The 20,875-nt window shown below is 38.5% G+C and carries 22 protein-coding genes, 1 rRNA gene and 2 other annotated features; all 23 genes read left to right on the top strand.

The annotated features are described in order from the left end of the window. The first annotated feature begins 10 nt into the window (after positions 1-10). The 23 genes from rrf (at position 11) to CIL05_RS19755 (ending at position 20,849) form a co-directional block, all read left to right on the top strand. Positions 11-126, top strand: a 5S ribosomal RNA gene (rrf, locus tag CIL05_RS19870). A gap of 656 nt (positions 127-782) precedes the next feature. Further along, complete coding sequence (locus tag CIL05_RS19865; protein ID WP_095657282.1) at positions 783-1,481, top strand: MgtC/SapB family protein; 699 nt, start codon at positions 783-785, stop codon at positions 1,479-1,481. A gap of 438 nt (positions 1,482-1,919) precedes the next feature. Continuing rightward, complete coding sequence (locus CIL05_RS19855) at positions 1,920-2,387, top strand: CtsR family transcriptional regulator (protein WP_095657280.1); 468 nt, start codon at positions 1,920-1,922, stop codon at positions 2,385-2,387. A gap of 17 nt (positions 2,388-2,404) precedes the next feature. Next, on the top strand, positions 2,405-2,950 hold the full coding sequence (gene mcsA, locus CIL05_RS19850; RefSeq protein ID WP_095657279.1) for a protein-arginine kinase activator protein McsA: 546 nt from the start codon (positions 2,405-2,407) through the stop codon (positions 2,948-2,950). Continuing rightward, entirely contained in the window at positions 2,950-4,014 is a 1,065-nt protein-coding gene (gene mcsB, locus CIL05_RS19845) for a protein-arginine kinase McsB (RefSeq protein WP_095657278.1), read from the top strand. The genes mcsA and mcsB overlap by 1 nt, the downstream gene beginning before the upstream one ends. 18 nt (positions 4,015-4,032) lie before the next feature. Beyond that, positions 4,033-6,459, top strand: a complete 2,427-nt coding sequence (clpC, locus tag CIL05_RS19840; RefSeq protein ID WP_095657277.1) for an ATP-dependent protease ATP-binding subunit ClpC — start codon at positions 4,033-4,035, stop codon at positions 6,457-6,459. A 205-nt stretch (positions 6,460-6,664) separates the two neighbouring features. Then, positions 6,665-8,038, top strand: a complete 1,374-nt coding sequence (gene radA, locus CIL05_RS19835) for a DNA repair protein RadA (protein WP_095657276.1) — start codon at positions 6,665-6,667, stop codon at positions 8,036-8,038. Between the two features lie 175 nt (positions 8,039-8,213). Further along, positions 8,214-9,308 (top strand): PIN/TRAM domain-containing protein, encoded by a 1,095-nt coding sequence (locus CIL05_RS19830; protein ID WP_095657275.1) that lies wholly within the window; start codon positions 8,214-8,216, stop codon positions 9,306-9,308. 667 nt (positions 9,309-9,975) lie between these two features. Continuing rightward, positions 9,976-11,445, top strand: coding sequence for a glutamate--tRNA ligase (gene gltX, locus CIL05_RS19825; protein WP_095657274.1), 1,470 nt, complete (start codon positions 9,976-9,978; stop codon positions 11,443-11,445). A 45-nt stretch (positions 11,446-11,490) separates the two neighbouring features. Continuing rightward, positions 11,491-11,713, top strand: a binding site (T-box leader). 73 nt (positions 11,714-11,786) lie between these two features. Further along, a complete protein-coding gene (gene cysE, locus CIL05_RS19820) occupies positions 11,787-12,455 on the top strand; it encodes a serine O-acetyltransferase (RefSeq protein WP_206207811.1) in 669 nt (222 codons plus the stop codon). Beyond that, positions 12,436-13,836 (top strand): cysteine--tRNA ligase, encoded by a 1,401-nt coding sequence (gene cysS / locus CIL05_RS19815; RefSeq protein ID WP_095657273.1) that lies wholly within the window; start codon positions 12,436-12,438, stop codon positions 13,834-13,836. The genes cysE and cysS overlap by 20 nt, the downstream gene beginning before the upstream one ends. 1 nt (position 13,837) lies before the next feature. Beyond that, entirely contained in the window at positions 13,838-14,236 is a 399-nt protein-coding gene (locus tag CIL05_RS19810; RefSeq protein ID WP_095657272.1) for a Mini-ribonuclease 3, read from the top strand. Between the two features lies 1 nt (position 14,237). Continuing rightward, the gene (gene rlmB, locus CIL05_RS19805; protein WP_095657271.1) at positions 14,238-14,981 is read left to right on the top strand and encodes a 23S rRNA (guanosine(2251)-2'-O)-methyltransferase RlmB; all 744 of its coding nucleotides are present in this window, start codon (positions 14,238-14,240) and stop codon (positions 14,979-14,981) included. 2 nt (positions 14,982-14,983) lie between these two features. Then, positions 14,984-15,493 (top strand): NYN domain-containing protein, encoded by a 510-nt coding sequence (locus tag CIL05_RS19800; protein WP_095657270.1) that lies wholly within the window; start codon positions 14,984-14,986, stop codon positions 15,491-15,493. Between the two features lie 119 nt (positions 15,494-15,612). Then, positions 15,613-16,272, top strand: a complete 660-nt coding sequence (sigH, locus tag CIL05_RS19795; protein ID WP_206207814.1) for an RNA polymerase sporulation sigma factor SigH — start codon at positions 15,613-15,615, stop codon at positions 16,270-16,272. Positions 16,273-16,374: 102 nt separating this feature from the next. Further along, positions 16,375-16,524, top strand: coding sequence for a 50S ribosomal protein L33 (gene rpmG / locus CIL05_RS19790; protein WP_095657268.1), 150 nt, complete (start codon positions 16,375-16,377; stop codon positions 16,522-16,524). Between the two features lie 44 nt (positions 16,525-16,568). Further along, positions 16,569-16,736: a preprotein translocase subunit SecE gene (gene secE / locus CIL05_RS19785; RefSeq protein ID WP_095657267.1), complete on the top strand. Its 168-nt coding sequence runs from the start codon at positions 16,569-16,571 to the stop codon at positions 16,734-16,736. Positions 16,737-16,910: 174 nt separating this feature from the next. After that, a complete protein-coding gene (nusG, locus tag CIL05_RS19780; RefSeq protein ID WP_095657266.1) occupies positions 16,911-17,447 on the top strand; it encodes a transcription termination/antitermination protein NusG in 537 nt (178 codons plus the stop codon). A gap of 152 nt (positions 17,448-17,599) precedes the next feature. Continuing rightward, complete coding sequence (gene rplK / locus CIL05_RS19775) at positions 17,600-18,025, top strand: 50S ribosomal protein L11 (RefSeq protein WP_165769179.1); 426 nt, start codon at positions 17,600-17,602, stop codon at positions 18,023-18,025. Between the two features lie 205 nt (positions 18,026-18,230). Beyond that, on the top strand, positions 18,231-18,923 hold the full coding sequence (gene rplA, locus CIL05_RS19770; protein WP_095657264.1) for a 50S ribosomal protein L1: 693 nt from the start codon (positions 18,231-18,233) through the stop codon (positions 18,921-18,923). A gap of 48 nt (positions 18,924-18,971) precedes the next feature. Further along, positions 18,972-19,121 (top strand) — a sequence feature (ribosomal protein L10 leader region). Positions 19,122-19,182: 61 nt separating this feature from the next. Beyond that, on the top strand, positions 19,183-19,686 hold the full coding sequence (gene rplJ, locus CIL05_RS19765) for a 50S ribosomal protein L10 (RefSeq protein ID WP_095657263.1): 504 nt from the start codon (positions 19,183-19,185) through the stop codon (positions 19,684-19,686). Between the two features lie 61 nt (positions 19,687-19,747). After that, positions 19,748-20,110, top strand: a complete 363-nt coding sequence (gene rplL, locus CIL05_RS19760) for a 50S ribosomal protein L7/L12 (RefSeq protein WP_095657262.1) — start codon at positions 19,748-19,750, stop codon at positions 20,108-20,110. A 127-nt stretch (positions 20,111-20,237) separates the two neighbouring features. Then, positions 20,238-20,849, top strand: coding sequence for a class I SAM-dependent methyltransferase (locus tag CIL05_RS19755; protein ID WP_095657261.1), 612 nt, complete (start codon positions 20,238-20,240; stop codon positions 20,847-20,849). The last annotated feature ends 26 nt before the right edge of the window (positions 20,850-20,875 follow it).

Below are 20,875 nucleotides of genomic sequence, written 5' to 3'. Positions count from 1 at the left end.
TTAAGGAATGTCTGGTAGCAATAGCGAAGAGGTCACACCTGTTCCCATACCGAACACAGAAGTTAAGCTCTTCAGCGCCGATGGTAGTTGGGACTTTGTCCCTGCAAGAGTAGGACGTCGCCAGGCAAATGATAAAAGCTAAGAAGAAAACAATTCTTCTTAGCTTTTTTATATTCTCATACTTCTATTAAAATGATATCGAAACTTATGTTAATGTAATCTTCTTTAGTTAATATCAAACCTGAATACTGGTTTGATATTAGAAAACCCCACTCTTTTTTATTTCTGAATAATAGTAGAGGGAAAGTAGAAAATATCAACTTTCCGTTAGGTCACTATAATTGCGATATTTAAAGTAAAATTCTAACACAACTGGGTCAACTGGGTATATAGTGAGCTGTATGCTCCCTGTTTTGATCATTAGAAGAATTTTTCCCCGCTAATCATGTTAAATTATTTGAATAGTGGTCCGGATACCATATAACCCTTGAAAATCCATACACACTTCCTCACGAAGATGGACTGCTGCAAATGCATTCCTTTTTCTGCTCAGTAAATTAACAATGGGGCCAACCTCTGCTGAGCTGCATACAAGGAGAATCACGAAGCCTCCCGCTAAAAAAATGAAGTGTATTCAGGTTTCGGTGGGGGAATACGAAAAAAAAGCCATTATTTAAAAGGTGCTTCATACATATAAATATAATATTCAAATCATTTTTACTATAACTTTTTATAATTATATTGTAAGATAGAAAAATAGAGGATAAAAGGAGATGCGGGAATTGGATGCTTTTTTAGATCAAGCTTTAGGGGATGATTTTCTAACAATAATGACCCGTGTGTTAATCGCATTGGTTTTATCAGGACTGATTGGGTTTGAGCGTGAATTAAAAAATCACTCGGCTGGTTTTCGCACACATATTCTTGTAGGGGTGGGGGCTTGTTTAATGATGCTATTATCCTTATATGGATTTGAGGCATTTATTGAAGCATATGATAATGTTCGTTTTGATCCTGCCAGAATTCCGTCCTATGTAATTAGTGGGATTGGTTTCCTCGGTGCCGGCACAATTATTGTTTACGGTGGAACGATTCGCGGATTGACTACTGCTGCTTCCATTTGGACAGTCGCAGGAATCGGATTGGTTGTTGGTGCAGGAATGTATGCAGCAGCAGTTTTTACAACACTGGTCATTTTATTAAGCTTAATTTTTCTTAATAATTTTGAAAGACTTTTTACCAAAGGAAGAACCACGAATAATATAATTGAAATTGTTGCATTACCCGAACTGAAAATTAATAATGTCGTGGCAGTTTTTGAAGCGTTCGACTTAACCATAAAAAATGTTGAAATTATAAAAGTAGAAAATAACGTAAGGAATATCTTCATTAAAATTGAAAGAAAAAAAGAACTGGATCGTGTTTCCTTATTTAACGAAATTTCCAAAATAGACCATGTAAAGAATATCTCTGAATTATAATTATAAATGTGACTGCCGGCCGGTGACAAGCTTTTCATATTCCTTTGTGCATGAGTAATACTTCGGAGCAAATTCAGGTTGCAGACGGAAAGTATTTTCGCCTGAACCAAGGCATCGCCCAACCTAAAGCGAATACCAAGTTATCTTAGAAAACTTGGCTTATCGCCAAGCCTTAATGGCGAAAGCACAAAGCCTGTTCTTATACTGATTTCCTAAAAAAGTCTTCCTATCAGTGTAAAAAAGCTTGGCATTTCGCCAGACTTTAATGATTAAATCTTTGAAATAATATTTTTTCTCCGTTTGTTTTTCTTTTTTTTGTCTAAAATATATACATAGGACCAATGTGTTTGCATCTTACATAATTTAAAGTATAATAAAAATAAAGTCAAAGATAGTCAAAGTCAAAGACTTATATCATAAAGTGGGGGTGTGGGCTCCTTGAGTAATATTTCGGATGTAATTGAAAAGTATTTAAAACAGATTTTACAATCCAAAGGCCAAAATGTAATCGAAATTAAACGAAGTGAAATAGCTGAACAATTTCAGTGTGTTCCCTCACAAATTAATTATGTGATTAACACGAGATTTACTATGGAAAAAGGGTATATAGTAGAAAGTAAGCGTGGTGGAGGTGGCTATATTCGGATTATACGTATAATACATCAGGATAAATCAGAACTTATCGATGAAATTATAGAAATGATAAACCCTAAAGTAACACAACAAGCCTCCGTCGATGTACTTGAGCGACTTCTTGAAGAAGAAATAATTACCGCACGTGAAGCAAAAATTATTCTAAGTGCGATTGGTAGAAATACGTTAGCATTTCAGCTTCCACTCCGTGATGAAATACGTGCACGTGTGCTGACAGCGATGTTAACAACCTTAAAATATCTAAACAAATAAAAAGGGGGAAAAATAAAGTGAAATGTCAGGAATGCCAGCAAAGGCCAGCTACACTTCATTTTACCCGAGTGATTAATGGCAATAAAACTGAGGTTCATGTTTGTGAGGTTTGTGCGAAGGAAAAGGGATATATGACGTATCCGGAAGATGGGTACTCTCTTCATAATTTGCTTTCCGGCTTATTTAGTTTTGATTCCACTAAAGTGGGGAGCCATCAGGATCATACATTTCAACAAGTGCATGAGCTTCAATGTCCAAAATGTGAAATGACATTTTCGGAATTTAAACGGATCGGTAAATTTGGTTGTGCGGCTTGTTATGAAACCTTTGCCCAGCGACTGGATCCAATATTCCGCCGTGTACATTCCGGAAATACCAAGCACTTTGGTAAAATTCCTAAACGCAAAGGCGGGGATTTGCATAAAAAGAAACAATTGGAAGACTACAAAACTGAATTGCAGGATTTAATTGAATCAGAAGCCTTTGAAGAAGCTGCACAAGTGAGAGATAAAATTAGAGCATTGGAAAATCATCAAGGAGATTCGGAAGCGGGTGATAATTAATGACATTACAGCATTTTATGAATGAAGCGATTAGTCCATGGATGCGTGAAGAAGGACCGGACGGCGATATTGTTTTAAGTAGTCGAATACGGCTGGCCAGAAACTTCTCGGAGGTTTCCTATCCGATATTGGCTGATCTGGACAAACTGGAAGGAATTCGTGATTTTTTTAAGGAACAATATGATCATCAGTCATTTGAGGATTATGAGGATTTTGCATTTATTCCAATAAGCGATTTAACTGCAGTAGAAAAGCGGGTGCTGGTTGAGAAGCATTTGATCAGTCCACATTTAGCAAAACATGCACAGGCAGCAGCAACACTTATATCTAAAAATGAACAAGTGTCTGTCATGATTAATGAAGAGGACCATATCCGTATTCAGCTGTATTTCCCTGGATTTCAATTAAACAAGGCTTTAAAAAAGGCATTTGAGTTTGATGATTGGCTGGAGGAGAAAATTAATTACGCTTTTGATGGAACGAGAGGATATTTAACTAGTTGTCCAACAAATGTTGGTACAGGCATGCGCGCATCGGTTATGATGCATCTGCCAGCACTTTCGATGACGAAACAAATCAATCGAATGATTCCTGCTATTAACCAATTAGGACTTGTCGTTCGCGGCATTTATGGGGAAGGCAGTGAAGCAATGGGAAGTATTTTTCAAATCTCAAATCAAATTACACTGGGGAAATCAGAAGAGGATATCATTGATGATTTGGAAAGTGTTGTTAGACAATTAATTGGACATGAAAGAAAAGCACGCAACCATTTAATGGAACAATCGGGTACAAAATTGGAAGATAGAATTTATCGTTCTTATGGTGTTTTGGAATATAGCAGGATTATTGAATCAAAGGAAGCTGCCAGCTGCTTGTCCAATGTCCGACTGGGAATTGACCTGGGACTCATTAAAAATGTGTCACGAAATATACTTAATGAATTGATGGTTCTTACACAGCCAGGGTTCCTGCAGCAATATGCGAAGAAGACATTAACAGCAAACGAACGTGATGTACTAAGGGCATCTCTTATACGTGAACGATTACAATTGGAGAAATAGATAGGGAGGAAATTCTATATGATGTTTGGACGTTTTACAGAAAGAGCACAAAAGGTATTGGCACTATCACAGGAGGAAGCTGTTCGATTAGGCCATAATAATATTGGTACAGAGCATATCCTGTTGGGACTTGTACGTGAAGGAGAAGGAATTGCAGCTAAAGCATTGCAATCTTTAGGCCTTGAGGTACCAAAAATTCAGGAAGAAGTGGAAAAACTTATCGGTGTTGGGAAACAGCCGATGCAATCGATCCATTATACACCCCGTGCTAAAAAAGTAGTTGAATTATCCCAGGATGAAGCAAGAAAGCTTGGTCACTCCTATGTTGGTACAGAGCACATCCTACTCGGATTAATTCGTGAAGGTGAGGGTGTTGCTGCACGTGTATTAAATAATCTTGGTGTGAGTTTAAATAAAGCAAGACAGCAAGTGCTTCAGCTCTTGGGCAGTAATGAATCCCAGGCAGGCAGACAGGGTCGTGGACAGCAAACAAGTGCAAATACACCGACACTTGATTCTTTGGCAAGAGATCTGACTGTTAGTGCAAAAGAAGGCAATATCGATCCGGTTATTGGCCGCAGTAAGGAAATTGAACGTGTTATTCAAGTATTAAGCAGACGTACAAAAAACAACCCTGTTTTAATCGGAGAGCCCGGTGTTGGTAAAACAGCTGTGGCAGAAGGATTGGCACAGCAAATTATTAATAATGAGGTTCCGGAAACTTTAAGAGACAAACGTGTAATGACACTTGATATGGGGACAGTAGTTGCAGGTACTAAATATCGTGGGGAATTTGAAGACCGTTTGAAAAAAGTGATGGAGGAAATTCGCCAGGCGGGCAATATTATTCTATTTATTGATGAATTGCATACATTAATCGGTGCCGGTGGTGCAGAAGGAGCGATTGATGCTTCGAATATTTTAAAACCATCTCTATCCCGTGGTGAATTACAATGTATTGGTGCAACGACATTGGATGAATATCGTAAATATATTGAAAAAGACGCAGCGCTTGAGCGTAGATTCCAGCCAATTCAAGTGGATGAACCGACACTGGAAGAAACGGTACAAATTTTAAATGGACTGCGTGACCGTTATGAGGCACATCATCGTGTAACAATCACGGATGAAGCTATTGATGCAGCAGCAAATCTTTCCAACCGCTATATCACGGATCGTTTTCTGCCGGACAAAGCAATTGATCTGATTGATGAGGCGGGGTCAAAAGTCCGCTTGCATTCTTATACAGTTCCACCAAACTTGAAGGAATTGGAACAGAAGCTGGAAGAAGTGCGTAAAGAAAAAGATGCAGCAGTACAAAGTCAGGAATTTGAAACAGCAGCATCCTTACGAGACTCCGAACAACGTCTTCGTGAAGAGCTGGAAGAGACGAAAAATGAATGGAAAGAAAAACAGGGTCAAACAGATTCGGAAGTAACTGTGGAGGATATCGCCAGTGTTGTATCCATTTGGACCGGGGTACCGGTTTCCAAGCTTACGAAGGATGAAAGTGATCGCTTGTTAAATATGGAGGAAATCCTGCATAACCGTCTGATTGGTCAGGAAGAAGCGGTTAATGCTGTTTCTAAAGCAATTCGCAGGGCACGTGCTGGATTAAAAGACCCTAAACGTCCTATTGGTTCGTTTATCTTCCTTGGGCCAACAGGTGTTGGTAAAACGGAGCTTGCCCGTGCTTTGGCAGAGGCAATGTTTGCAGATGAAGATGCAATGATCCGCATTGACATGTCAGAATACATGGAAAGACACGCCACTTCCCGCTTGGTAGGATCTCCTCCAGGTTATGTTGGTTACGAAGAAGGTGGCCAGCTTACAGAAAAAGTACGCAGAAAGCCATATTCAGTTGTCTTACTTGATGAAGTTGAAAAAGCACATCCGGAAGTATTTAATATTTTATTACAAGTATTAGAGGATGGGCGTCTAACAGATTCAAAAGGGCGCGTTGTTGATTTTCGGAATACCGTTATTATCATGACATCCAATGTTGGAGCAAGTGAACTGCAGCGAAATAAATATGTTGGATTCAATCTTGATGAAGAAGGCCAGGGATATGGTGACATGAAGAAAAAGGTCATGGATGAGCTGAAAAAAGCCTTCCGTCCTGAATTCTTAAACCGGGTTGATGAAACGATTGTGTTCCATTCACTGGAAAGAAAACATATGAAGGATATTGTAATTCTGATGGCTGAACAATTAAAACGCAGATTAAGGGATCAGGAAATAGAGCTGTCTTTAACCGATAAAGCGATTGAAAAGATTGCAAATGAAGGATTTGACCCGGAATATGGAGCGCGTCCTCTACGCAGGTCCATCCAAAAGAATATAGAAGATTTACTGTCAGAGGAAATGCTTAAAGAAACCATTGCCAAAGGCCAAAAAGTAAAAATAGGCCTGAATAATAAAGGGGAATTTATCATTCTTCCATAAATAAGAGATTTATTTTAAAAATTTCTGCTTAAAAAGCCAGAAGAGATCCATCTTCTGGCTTTTTCTATAATTAATAAAAATACTTATCCATGGTACTATGTAATTGTGGCAGGACTATGGGAAATTTAGAATGAAATTGATAGAAACCTGTAACCTTAAACTTGAGAAAATCGTTTATAATAGAGATATGAAGGGATAGAGAAATTTGGCTAAACGTAAAACGAAGTATGTCTGTCAGGAATGTGGATATGAATCTGCTAAATGGATGGGGAAATGTCCAGGCTGTAATGAATGGAACACATTAGTCGAAGAAATCGAAGCATCGAATGTACGAGGTAGGCATACATTTAATGTGGGCTCAAAATCAACAGGGAAGCCAGAAAAAATCACATCAATTGAATCACAAAAAGAACCGCGTGTAACGACATCAATGAAGGAATTTAACCGTGTACTTGGTGGTGGGGTTGTCCCTGGGTCTTTAGTTTTAATTGGTGGAGACCCTGGTATTGGAAAATCAACATTACTCCTGCAAATATCCTCCCAACTGGCCGAGAAACAGCTTCCGGTTCTCTATGTTTCAGGTGAGGAATCTCCCCGTCAAACGAAGCTTCGTGCTGATAGACTTGGGGTAAAAGCTGATTTATTATATGTCTTATCGGAAACAAACTTATTCGATATTACAAAACAAATTGAGGAAATTCGACCATCGTTTGTTGTGATCGATTCCATTCAGACAGTTTTTCGCGAGGAAGTTTCCAGTGCACCAGGAAGTGTCTCGCAGGTCAGGGAGTGTACAAGCGAACTGATGAAAATAGCGAAAACAAATGGTATTCCGATCTTCATTGTTGGTCATGTAACGAAAGAGGGAGCCATTGCTGGTCCAAGATTACTTGAGCATATGGTTGATGCAGTACTTTATTTTGAAGGGGAAAGACATCATACCTACCGTATTTTACGTGGAGTTAAGAACCGTTTTGGAAGCACGCATGAAATGGGCATTTTTGAAATGAAGGAAGAGGGTCTTCGTGAAGTAATGAACCCTTCAGAGATATTTTTAGAAGAGCGTTCCCAGGGGGCTGCCGGTTCAACTGTTGTTGCGTCAATGGAAGGTACAAGGCCCGTGCTCGTGGAAATTCAGGCATTAATTTCACCCTCCAGTTTTGGAAATCCGCGTAGAATGGCCACAGGGGTCGATGCAAATCGTGTTCCATTACTAATGGCTGTACTGGAAAAACGGGTAGGATTGATGCTGCAAAATCAGGATGCATATATCAAGGTTGCAGGTGGAGTAAAGCTTGATGAACCGGCAATTGATTTAGCATTAGCTGTAAGCATTGCTTCAAGCTTTCGCAATCAGCCAACCAAGCCTGAAGATATATTCGTTGGTGAAGTAGGTTTAACCGGGGAAATAAGACGTGTATCCCGTATTGAGCAACGTGTACAGGAAGCGGCTAAGCTTGGATTTAAACGGGTGATATGTCCGAAGAGAAATCTGGATGGTTGGACAACACCGAAGGGCATTGAGGTTATTGGAGTGAATACGGTTCAGGAAGCATTGGATACAGGACTGGCAAGATAATCAAGGAGAATCTTTATTTGCTATTATAAAATGAATGTGATAAGATTAAACGTTTTATAAATTGAATATTTTATCCGGTTATGCTATGCTTTACTTGATATCATAGTCTATTTTTACTTTTTTAGGATTAATTTTGGTTTTAAAAGGTAATAATAAAGGTTAGGAGGTGACAGTGGTGCTAAAAAAGATTGTTCATTTATTTTTTATCATTTTGGGTGGTAGTATTGGGTACTTATACGTACCGGATATTATTAATTTATTAGATTTTACTGATGCAAAATGGGTGGCATCCCCATATTTAGGTACATTAATTGGTGCAATTATATTTATTATTATTTCTTATTGGCTGGCAAGTTATATTGTAGGATTTTTAAGATGGATCGAAGAAGCACTAATTAAGCTACCGGCTGCAGATTTGTTTTTTGGAAGTATAGGCTTAATTGTCGGGTTAGTAATTGCTTATTTTATCAATATGCCATTACAGGATATTAATATCGAAATTATTTCGCAGTTATTGCCATTGTTTATTATGATTTTACTAGGTTACTTCGGATTTCAGGTTGGTTTTAGACGTAGAGAAGAATTCAGTAATTTTTTAAATATAAATAAAAAAGACCGGGATAAGAAAAAGGTTGCAGCAGAGGATTCCGATCAAGATCAACCGAAGCCAAAAATATTGGATACCAGTGTTATTATTGATGGTCGGATAGCAGATATATGTCAGACTAATTTTCTGGAAGGAACACTTGTTATCCCACAGTTTGTATTAGGAGAACTGCAGCATATTGCTGATTCATCAGATGCTTTAAAGCGTAACAGAGGTCGCCGTGGGCTGGACGTGCTAAATCGTATTCAGAAAGAGCTGCCGGTTAAAGTGGAAATATACGAAGGCGATTTTGAGGAAATTCATGAGGTTGACAGTAAACTAATTAAACTAGCTAAAGTGATTAATGGTATTGTGGTAACAAATGATTTTAATTTAAATAAAGTTTGTGACCTGCAAGGGGTCAGTGTGTTGAATATTAATGACCTCGCAAATGCTGTGAAACCTGTTGTATTACCTGGTGAAGAATTAATGGTACAGGTAATCAAGGATGGAAAAGAGCATAATCAGGGAATTGCCTATTTAGATGATGGTACGATGATCGTTGTAGAAGAAGGCAGAGATTATATCGGCAAAACGATCGAAGTATTAATCACGAGTGTATTACAAACCTCGGCAGGCAGAATGATTTTCGCAAAACCAAAATTACTTGAAAAAGCTTTGTAAAAAGGGTATAACTTATAGATGAAACAGTAAAAAAATGATAACATACAGTGTTATCATTTTTTATTACATTAATTAAAATAAAAGGCTCTTTTCGTAAACTTTGGGACTGCACTTCGTTCGCCCCAACAAAATACTTTGCTTTTTAACCTTCTCAGTTGATATAAACTGCGAAGTAATTACAAATATTTGCTATAAACGCCGTTCGGGATCGCTCCGGGCGGATGCGCATCCTTAGGGCACGGCCTCAGCCTCCTCGAGAAAACCACTCTGCGGGGTCTTCGGACACGTGCTATTCCCGCAGGAGTCACCGCCCTCCGCTCACCCGAACTGGTGAGGTGGTATTCGATGTTTTGAATATTAATAACTAATATAGTTCATCGGCAGTAACTGGAATCCCAGCGTAGGAAATATACGAAGACTCCTGCGGGAGGAAAGGCATAGGTGAGACCCCGCAGTGCGTAGCACGAGGAGGCTCACCAGCCGCCCGCGGAAAGCGAAGTATATTTCCGGAGCGAATCTTTGCACTCAACCAGCGTTTGCAAAAGAATTTTCACTGTGTCGCATTTTCTATCGACTACGGGGCGGATAACAACAAGTCCAAATCTATGCGAAAACAGCCAAATAAAATCACAAATATATTTTTTAAATTCAGGAAGGGGCTCACGTCATGACTAAAGAAGTTCGTGTAAGATACGCGCCAAGCCCAACTGGCCATTTGCACATTGGGAATGCAAGAACAGCGTTATTTAACTATTTATATGCCAAGCATTTTGATGGAAAATTTATTATTCGTATTGAGGATACCGATGACAAACGAAATGTGGAAGGTGGCGAAGAAAGTCAGCTTACCTTTTTAAAATGGCTTGGTATCGAGTGGGATGAAGGTGCTGATATTGGTGGAGAATATGGCCCATACCGTCAAACCGAGCGATTGGAATTATATAATAAATATGTAAATGAATTACTTGAAAGAAACCTGGCTTATAAATGCTATGTAACAGAAGAGGAATTAGAAGCAGAACGTGAGCAGCAGCGTGCGAATGGACAAGTTCCAAAGTATTCGGGAGCACATCGTGATCTGACTCCTGAACAAATCGCTGCATTTGAAGCAGAGGGCCTGAAGCCTAGCATTCGTATGCGCGTTCCTGCAAACAAAAACTATACATTTAATGATCTGGTACGCGGAAAAATCACATTTGAGTCAAGTGATTTCGGTGATTGGGTTATCGTGAAGAAAAATGGTATCCCGACATATAATTTCGCTGTAGCGATTGATGATCACTTAATGCAAATCACCCATGTCCTTCGCGGAGAAGAACATATTTCCAATACACCAAAACAAATGATGGTATATCACGCATTCGACTGGGAAGCACCAACATTTGGCCATATGACATTAATTTTAAATGAAGAACGAAAGAAACTAAGTAAACGTGATCAGCATATTTTACAATTTATAGAGCAATATCGTAATCTGGGATATTTACCTGAAGCGTTATTTAATTTTATTACATTACTTGGCTGGTCTCCGGTCGGGGAAGAGGAAATTTTTGATAAAAAGACATTGATTGAGATTTTTGATCCTGAGCGTCTGTCAACATCAGCAGCGATTTTTGATCGACATAAACTTAAGTGGATGAACAATGAATATATTAAAGCATCTGAGCTTGAAAAAGTTATTGATCTGGCAATGCCGTACTTAATCGAAGCGGGCAGGCTTCCGGAAAATATGGATAAGAAACAAAAGGAATGGGCAGAAAAAGTAATTACCCTGTACCGGGAACAAATGAGATATGGTCAGGAGATTGTTGAATTAACAGATATGTTCTTTAATAATGAGATTACATTTGATGAAGGTTCTATGGATGTGCTAAAAGGTGAGCAGGTGCCTGAGGTCTTGCAGGTCTTTGCGGATAAATTAATTCACTTGGATGATTTTACAAAGGACACTATTAAAGCACAATTCAAAGCAACTCAAAAAGAAACCGGACATAGAGGGAAGAAATTATTTATGCCCATCCGTGTTGCTACTACAGGACAAGCGCATGGTCCTGAGCTGCCATTGGCAATAGAACTATTAGGAAAAGAAGTGATTCTTGAGCGCCTTGATAAAGTTTTAAGGCAATTAGGAGCTTAATTGATTCACAAACAAGACAGAATGTAATATAGTAATAATACAAAAACTTGAACGTTGAAGAGGAAAAGTAAAAGACGAATGTTTTATTCAGAGAGAATCACCACTGGCTGCAAGTGATTTTAAAGCATCGTTTTTGAAGTGCCCCTCGGAGTCCGTTATGGAAATACAGTACATAACGGCGGTATTCTACCGTTATAAGAGCACGAGTTGGGTGAGAGAATTCTCCACCAAACAGAGTGGGACCCGCGCAAATTAAAGCGTCTCTGTGTAATTACTGCACAGGGGCGCTTTTTATATTTTTTCAGAGATACTTTATAAATCCAGGCAGGGGAGGTTTATGAATGGGAATTTTTAAACGGATGAAAGAGGATATGGATGTTGTGTTTGAACAGGATCCAGCAGCTCGCAAATATATTGAAGTTTTTTTGACATATTCAGGTCTGCATTCGATTTGGTCTCATCGTATAGCACATGCCTTCTATAAAAAGAAACTATTTTTCATTGCACGAGTCATTTCGCAGGTAAGCCGATTTTTTACAGGTATTGAAATCCATCCGGGGGCAATCATCGGCAGACGCTTCTTTATCGATCATGGGATGGGTGTAGTTATTGGAGAAACCTGCGAAATTGGTGATAATGTTACTGTATTCCAAGGGGTTACTTTAGGTGGAACAGGTAATGAAAAGGGGAAAAGGCATCCTACTATTAAGGATAATGCGCTTATATCCACAGGTGCTAAAATACTTGGATCCATTACGATCGGGGAAAGTGCAAAGGTCGGTGGTGGATCGGTTGTATTAAAGGATGTTCCGGATCACACAACAGTTGTTGGTATCCCTGGGCGAGTAGTGAAACAAAATGGGGAGAAAGTAAGAAGAGATTTGGATCATCATAAAATTCCTGATCCGGTTGCTGATCGTTGTCAACATTTACAACAGGAAATTGATGAATTAAGAGCAGAAATTGCAAAGTTGAAAGAGGGTAATTCAAATGTCGATAACAGTTTATAACACGTTAACTCGTAAAAAAGAAGCGTTCACGCCATTGGAAGAAGGCAAAGTCAGCATGTACGTCTGTGGACCAACAGTATATAATTATATTCATATTGGAAATGCCCGCCCTGCGATTGTTTTTGATGCTGTACGCAGATATTTTGAATACAAAGGGTACGATGTTGATTATGTATTAAACTTTACTGATGTAGACGATAAAATTATTAAAACTGCAAAGGAATTGGGTGAAGAAGTTCCGGATATCGCGAATCGATTCATCGATGCATATTTGGAGGATGTTGGTGCATTAGGTGTCAAAAAAGCAACCCATAATCCACGTGTAATGGATACGATGGATGACATTATCCATTTTATTGCTGCACTTGTTGAAAAAGGCTATGCCTATAGTGTGGATGGAGATGTTTATTTTAAACCACGTTCATTTGAAGGCTATGGCAAACTATCCCATCAATCCATTGATGAATTGCGCTCTGGAGCCAGAATTCAAATCGGAGAGAAAAAAGAAGACCCACTTGACTTTGCATTATGGAAAAGGGCAAAAGATGAAGAAATAGCATGGGAGTCTCCGTGGGGAGAGGGAAGACCCGGTTGGCATATCGAATGTTCTGCAATGGCTAAGAAATACCTTGGTGAAACGATCGATATTCATGCAGGTGGACAGGATTTAACCTTCCCGCATCATGAAAATGAAATTGCCCAATCGGAAGCAATGAATGGGAAGTCCTTTGCAAATTACTGGATGCACAATGGCTATATAAATATTGATAATGAAAAAATGTCAAAATCACTTGGGAATTTTGTATTAACAAGGGACTTAATCGAACAGCATGATCCGCAGGTTTTGCGTTTCTTTATGCTAAGTGTCCATTACCGAAACCCAATTAATTTCACCGAGGAATTATTGGAAGGGGCTCATAACAGTTTAGATCGTATTAAAACAGCCTATTCTAATTTAGAGCACCGGAAAGAATCAAGCTTAAATTTAGAAAAGGATACGAATAAATGGTTAGAGAAAGTAAATGCCTTTAAACAGCAATTTGAAAAGGAAATGGATGATGATTTTAATACAGCAAATGCGATTTCTGTTTTATTTGATTTAACGAAAGAAGCCAATGTTTACTTACAGTCAAACCAGACATCATCCAATGTGATCGAGGCATTCCAGGAGGCGATTACCACTCTGCTTTCTGTGCTGGGAATTACGTTACAGGAGGACTCTGTACTCCTTGATGAAGAAATTGAGGCATTAATTGAAGAAAGAAATGAAGCAAGAAGCGCACGTAACTTTGCCCGTGCAGATGAAATAAGAGATATGCTGAAAGAAAAAAACATTATCCTGGAAGATACGGCCCAGGGAATTCGCTGGAAAAGGGGCTAATATGGATCTTGAAGTAAAACAAATGAAAAGTTTAGCCCTCGCTTATATGGGTGATGCTGTATACGAATTACATGTACGTGAGCATTTGCTGCGTACAGGACAGGTGAAACCAAATCAGCTTCATCAACATGCCATTACTTTTGTAGCAGGAAAGGCACAGGCTGCTATAGTATTGAATTGGTTGGAAAATGAGTATCTCACAGAGGAAGAGGGGCGGGTAGTTGCCAGGGGAAGAAATGCAAAATCTGGCTCTATCCCCAAAAATACAAGTGTACAAACATATCGCTACTCTACAGCATTCGAAGCATTAATTGGTTATCATTATCTTTTAAAAAATCAAGAGAGACTAAGGGAATTGCTGCAAGCTGCAGTTGGATTCATTGAAGGGAGAGATGTATAGCATGGAGCCAGAAATGATTATTGGGAAAAACCCTGTTATGGAAGCATTAAGGTCGGGACGTTCGGTTAACAAAGTTTTAGTTTTGGAACAATTAAATTCAAATACACATGCTAAGCTTCACCAGCTGGCTAAACAAGCTGGAACAATTGTGCAAAAGGTGCCAAAAAGCAAATTGGAGCAGCTTTCGGATGGAAATCACCAAGGTGTTATTGCTTACGTGGCGTCCTATGAATATGCGTCAATTGAAGATCTGTTTGATAAAGCAAATGAGAAAAATGAAGCTCCTTTTTTTATTGTATTGGACGAGCTGGAGGATCCGCATAACTTAGGGTCCATTTTACGAACAGCTGATGCTACGGGTGTTCATGGCGTAATTATTCCAAAAAGACGTTCTGTTGGACTCACGTCTTCCGTTGCAAAAACTGCTGCGGGTGCAATGGAACATATTCCTGTTGCCAGGGTAACCAATATTGCGAATACAATCGATGAACTAAAAGAGCGAAATGTATGGGTTGTTGGTACAGAAGCAGATGCAACAGAGGATTACCGTGTGCTTGATGGTGAATTACCGATCGCTCTCGTAATCGGTAATGAAGGAAAAGGGATCAGCCGTCTGGTTAAGAAAAAATGTGATTGGACTGTCAGCCTGCCAATGAGAGGTCAGGTTTCATCACTTAATGCATCTGTCGCATGCAGCCTCCTGCTTTACGAAATATATCGCAAAAGGTTTCCAATTGGTGAGTAGATATGATCGTTTTAGTAGTAGACGGCTATAATATTATCGGGGCATGGGAAGAGCTGCAGCAGCTAAAAGAAAAAGACATGGGTCATGCCCGTGATCGGTTAATTGAGTTGATGGCAGAATACCAGGCATACTCTGGCCATCGAGTAATTATAGTATTTGATGCCTATTATGTACGTGGTATTGAAAGTAAACTAAACACACGAAAAGTGGAAATTATTTTCACAAAAGAAAAAGAAACAGCTGATGAATGTATAGAGAAATTAACAAGAAAACTAAAAAATATACGCACTCAAGTATATGTGGCAACTTCTGACTATGCTGAACAGCGGATTATTTTTGGTCAGGGTGCCTTACGTAAATCATCTCGTGAACTCTTAATTGAATTAAAAAATATTGAAAAAGAAATCGAAGAAACAATAGAAAGCCATAAAAAAATACGACCCCAATCAAAGATTGCCCTTGATCAGGATATACTTGAAAAATTTGAAAAGTGGAGAAGGGGAGATAGATGAATTATTTCTATTCCCCCTCTTAAATTTATGAAATCGCTTTTATATTGTATTGACGCACTTCGTGAGCTTATGTATAATGATTTTAAAGTGACTGCATTGTAGTCAGGGGGTCTTTCTTGGTGATTGTCGAGCAATTAGAGATAAATAATGACAGCTTAAGTGAGCTTGCTGATGATGAAATTATACAACTGATTCATCAGGGAAACAGCCATGCGCTTGATTTCTTAATCCAAAAGTATAGAAATTTTGTGTGGGCAAAAGCACGTACCTATTTTCTGATTGGTGCTGATAAAGAGGATATTATTCAAGAAGGAATGATTGGACTTTATAAAGCAATACGGGATTATGATGGGGACAAGCTCTCTTCATTTAAGGCATTTGCAGAGCTTTGTGTTACAAGACAAATTATTACAGCAATTAAAACAGCAACAAGACAAAAGCATATTCCACTTAATTCGTATGTATCATTGGATAAACCAATTTATGATGAAGAATCAGACCGAACGTTGTTGGATGTGATTGCAGGATCAAAAGCGGTAGATCCACAGGAATTATTGGTAAACAGGGAAAAGTTCGGGGATATGGAACTAAAATTATCAGAATTATTAAGCGAGTTAGAAAAGGAAGTTCTCCATTTATATCTGGATGGCCGTACATACCAGGAGATTTCAGTTGAATTAAACCGACACGTGAAATCAATTGATAATGCACTTCAGCGTGTGAAACGAAAGCTTGAGCAGTTAATGGAAGCAATGGAAGCAAATGAAGAAAGCTTTTAGAAATAGTGAAACCACGCTTTTCGTACATTGACACAGATTTCTAACCATGCTACATTTATAGTAATTCAGTAATTTAACCAACCCTAAATGTGGGGTGATATAATGAGTAAAAAGGTCACTTTAGCGTGTGCTGTATGTTCAAGCAGAAATTATGCTACCGCTAAAAATGCATCCACAACACCCGAGCGATTAGAATCGCGTAAATACTGCAAAACATGTGGAGAGCATACACTGCATCGTGAGACAAAATAAAATATAAAACAGTTCTTTTGTAGATATAGTTTGGGGGTACAGGCATGTTCAAGTTTTTAAAAAATGTATCAAGGGAAATGAAAAAGGTTAGCTGGCCGAAGAGTAAGGAATTAACAAGCTATACCATAACCGTTCTGACAACTGTAACATTTGTAGCGGTATTTTTCTTCCTGATTGATCTTGGGATTACACAAGTACTAAATTTACTTTAAGGGATTAGTTGAATAATTCCGGTGTAATTATGCTATAATGAAAATAATATTGCTAATTGGAAAAACCCGGACTATCGGGTTTTTTAATATTGGGGTAAAAAAATCAAATGTATTGATATAAAATATACAAATTAAATCAAGGGAGGGAAGGGCAAATTACATTGTCCTGTTCGAATGGAAAAAAATTGGTATGTTGTTCATACGTATTCCGGGTATGAAAACAAAGTAAAAATGAATTTGGAAAAGCGTGTGGAAACAATGGGGATGGAGGACAAAATCTTCAGAGTCATGGTTCCGGAGGATGAAGAAACCGAAATTAAAAACGGGAAAAAGAAAATTGTTAAAAAGAAGTTTTTCCCTGGTTATGTTCTAACAGAAATGGTTATGACAGATGATTCCTGGTATGTTGTTCGTAACACACCGGGGGTGACAGGTTTTATTGGTTCCAGTGGTGGTGGAACAAAGCCTACCCCTCTACTTCCTGAAGAAGCAGAAGCGGTATTGAAACGTATGGGTGTTAGTGAGTCTGTTGTTCAAATAGACTTTGAATTAAAAGAAAATATCCGTGTCACTGATGGGCCGTTTACTGATTTCACAGGGACTATTGAGCATATAGATGTTGATAAACAAAAACTGAAGGTTCATGTTAATATGTTTGGCAGGGAAACTCCGGTAGAGCTGGACTTTTCACAAATCGAGAAGATTGGCTAGAAGAATTCTGGACAACGCCTTGCATTATTTTATTATTCATGCTAAAATTCTTTTGTTATTCATGCCCTCAAAATGTGAGGAGCAGGAGTTAAATTTGAGTGGGAGGGGAAATCCCCTATTACCACATCACGGACTTTAAGGAGGTGTGTCTCGTGGCTAAAAAAGTTATCAAGCTAGTGAAATTGCAAATTCCAGCTGGGAAAGCGAATCCAGCACCGCCGGTAGGACCAGCATTAGGTCAAGCGGGTGTTAATATCATGGGATTCTGTAAAGAATTCAATGCACGTACTCAGGAACAAGCGGGTATGATTATCCCTGTTGAAATTACGGTATTTGAAGACCGTTCATTTACATTTATTACAAAAACTCCACCTGCAGCTGTATTATTGAAAAAAGCAGCTGGTATTGAATCTGCATCAGGTGAGCCTAATCGTAATAAAGTTGCTACAGTTAAACGCGATAAAGTTAAAGAAATCGCAGAAACTAAAATGCCTGATTTAAATGCCGCTGATGTAGATGCAGCAATGCGCATGGTTGAAGGTACTGCACGCAGCATGGGAATCACGATTGAGGACTAATTAATGGTGGAAGTTACCGTTTAACGCGGTACAGGTTGCGATTGTTTACCTATTCGCAACCTTTTTCTTGAATATGATGAACCTATTAGAGCATCTATTAGGAATCCTTAATATAGAAACATCATCGCAAGCTTTATAAAAGCTGACTTTAGCTTTTATAAGTGGGAGGTATTACCGTTATAACCACAATAGAGGAGGAAATAAAATGGCTAAAAAAGGAAAAAGACATCAAGAAGCACTTAAGCTTGTTGATCGTACAAAGACTTATGAAATAAAAGAAGCTGTTGCTATAGCGAAAGAAGCAGCTAAAGCAAACTTTGACGAAACGGTTGAAGCTGCATTCCGTTTGGGAGTAGATCCTAAGAAAGCAGACCAGCAAATCCGCGGGGCAATGGTATTGCCACATGGTACTGGTAAAACACAACGTGTATTAGTTTTTGCTAAAGGTGAAAAGGCGAAAGAAGCTGAAGCTGCAGGCGCAGATTATGTTGGAGAGTCCGATTATATTAACCAAATCAACCAAGGCTGGTTCGAATTTGATGTAATTGTTGCAACTCCAGACATGATGGCCGAAGTTGGTAAACTTGGTAGAGTGCTTGGACCAAAAGGTCTTATGCCCAATCCTAAAACTGGTACAGTTACTTTCGAAATAGAAAAAGCTGTTAAAGATATTAAAGCAGGTAAAGTGGAATATCGTGTAGATAAACAATCTAACATTCATGTTCCAATTGGCAAAATTTCATTTGATAATGAAAAATTAACCGAAAACTTTATTGCTCTTACAGAACAACTGGTAAAAGTTAAGCCACAAGCTTCAAAAGGAATATATATGAAGAATGTTTCTGTATCTTCCACAATGGGGCCTGGAATTAAAATTGACGTTTCTGAATATCGTTAATTAGGTGTTGACTTTTAAGAGAACATTAGTTATACTAAATCTCGTTATATAAATGAATACGTTGTACCGTAGACAGTAGGGGCGTAAATGCGCTTAATATCCTGCCGAGGTGTTTATAAACAAATTGGATAATACGTTTTGATTATCAATTGTTATAAAAAGCCTCCATGTCTTTATGGGGGCTTTTCTTATATGTCTATAATCCAAGGAGCTCAGGGCTTCTTTAGGCGGTATGATAAATTCAATAGGAGGTGGAACGATGTCTGGTATTATCGAAAAAAAGAAACAGGTTGTAGATGAAATTGCTGATAAATTCCGTGCAAGTCAATCATCTGTAGTAGTTGATTATCGTGGTCTTGATGTTGCTCAGGTAACAGAATTACGTAAACAGCTTCGTGATGAAGGAATTGACTTCAAAGTGTATAAAAACACAATGACTCGTCGTGCGGTTGAAGCTGCAGAATTAACTGAACTTAATGACACGCTGGTCGGACCGACTGCTATTGCATTTGGCAGTGATGATGTAGTGGCACCTGCAAGAATTATTAATGGCTTTGCAAAGCAAAACGATGCACTCGAAATTAAAGGTGGCGTAATCGAAGGTAAAGTAGCAACACTTGAGCAAATCAAGGAACTTGCAGATCTTCCAAATTACGACGGTATGGTTTCAATGCTGCTTAGCGTGCTTCAAGCACCTATTCGCAACTTTGCATACGCAACTAAAGCTATTTCAGAACAAAAAGAGGAAGAACAAGGCGCATAGATTAATGCCCTTATATTATAATTTGAACATCCAATAAAACGAAATTAGGAGGAAATATATCATGACTAAAGAACAAATCATTGATGCGATTAAAGAAATGACAGTACTTGATTTAAATGATCTAGTAAAAGCAATTGAAGAAGAATTTGGAGTAACAGCTGCAGCGCCGGTTGCGGCAGCAGGAGCAGGAGCTGGGGAAGTTGCTGAAGAACAAACTGAATTTGATGTAGTACTTACAGGTGCTGGAGCATCAAAAATCAAAGTTGTTAAAGCTGTTCGTGAAATCACTGGTCTTGGTCTTAAAGACGCAAAAGACATGGTTGATAATGCACCAAAAGCAATCAAAGAAGCTGTATCAAAAGAAGAAGCTGAAGAAGTTAAAGATAAACTTGCAGAAGCTGGCGCTGAAGTAGAAGTTAAATAAGTTTAATTAATACTATTTATGAGCTCGTCGTATTACGGCGGGCTCTTTATATCAATTGTGTTCAGCCTGCAAAAAATAGTTTCAGGCTTTTCATGTCTTCTAAAATTCTATTAAAAGTAGGTGCTAAATGTCTGAGCATTACTTTTCGCAAAACCCTCAATCTAAAAGTTCACCCAGAAAGTGGAAATACGAGTTAAAAGGAAATTTATATACATTTGCAAGTGATATAGGTGTTTTTTCGAAAGATGAAGTGGATTTCGGTTCACGGCTGCTTATAGAAAAGTTCAAAGAACCAAGTGTTGCCGGTGATTTCCTAGATCTTGGCTGTGGCTACGGTCCGATTGGAATTGCTTTGGCGGATCATCATAAAGAACGTAACATATTGATGTCTGACGTAAATGAGCGCGCATTAATATTAGCGCAGCAAAATGCTGAAATAAACGATGTGAAAAATGTTGAAATTACTCAAAGTGATCGATTGACTAATATAGAAAATCGCAGCATTGCAGCAATTATAACAAACCCGCCAATTAGAGCTGGGAAAAAAGTGGTTCATCAAATGTTTGAAGAATCACAAGCCGCATTAATTGAACACGGGGAATTGTGGGTAGTTATTCAAAAGAAACAAGGAGCTCCATCAGCCAAGGAGAAAATAGAATATTTATTTGGTAATGCTGAAGTGGTTGCAAGGGATAAGGGCTATTTCATACTCAGAGCTACTAAATATTTGACCGAGTAATATTCTTGTGGTAACATAGGTAAATG

The sequence above is a fragment of the Virgibacillus profundi genome, assembly GCF_002287375.1.
GTDB classification, from domain to species: domain Bacteria; phylum Bacillota; class Bacilli; order Bacillales; family Amphibacillaceae; genus Virgibacillus_K; species Virgibacillus_K profundi.
Note: the sequence above shows the minus strand (reverse complement) of the source record. Positions and strands in the feature narration are given on the sequence as shown.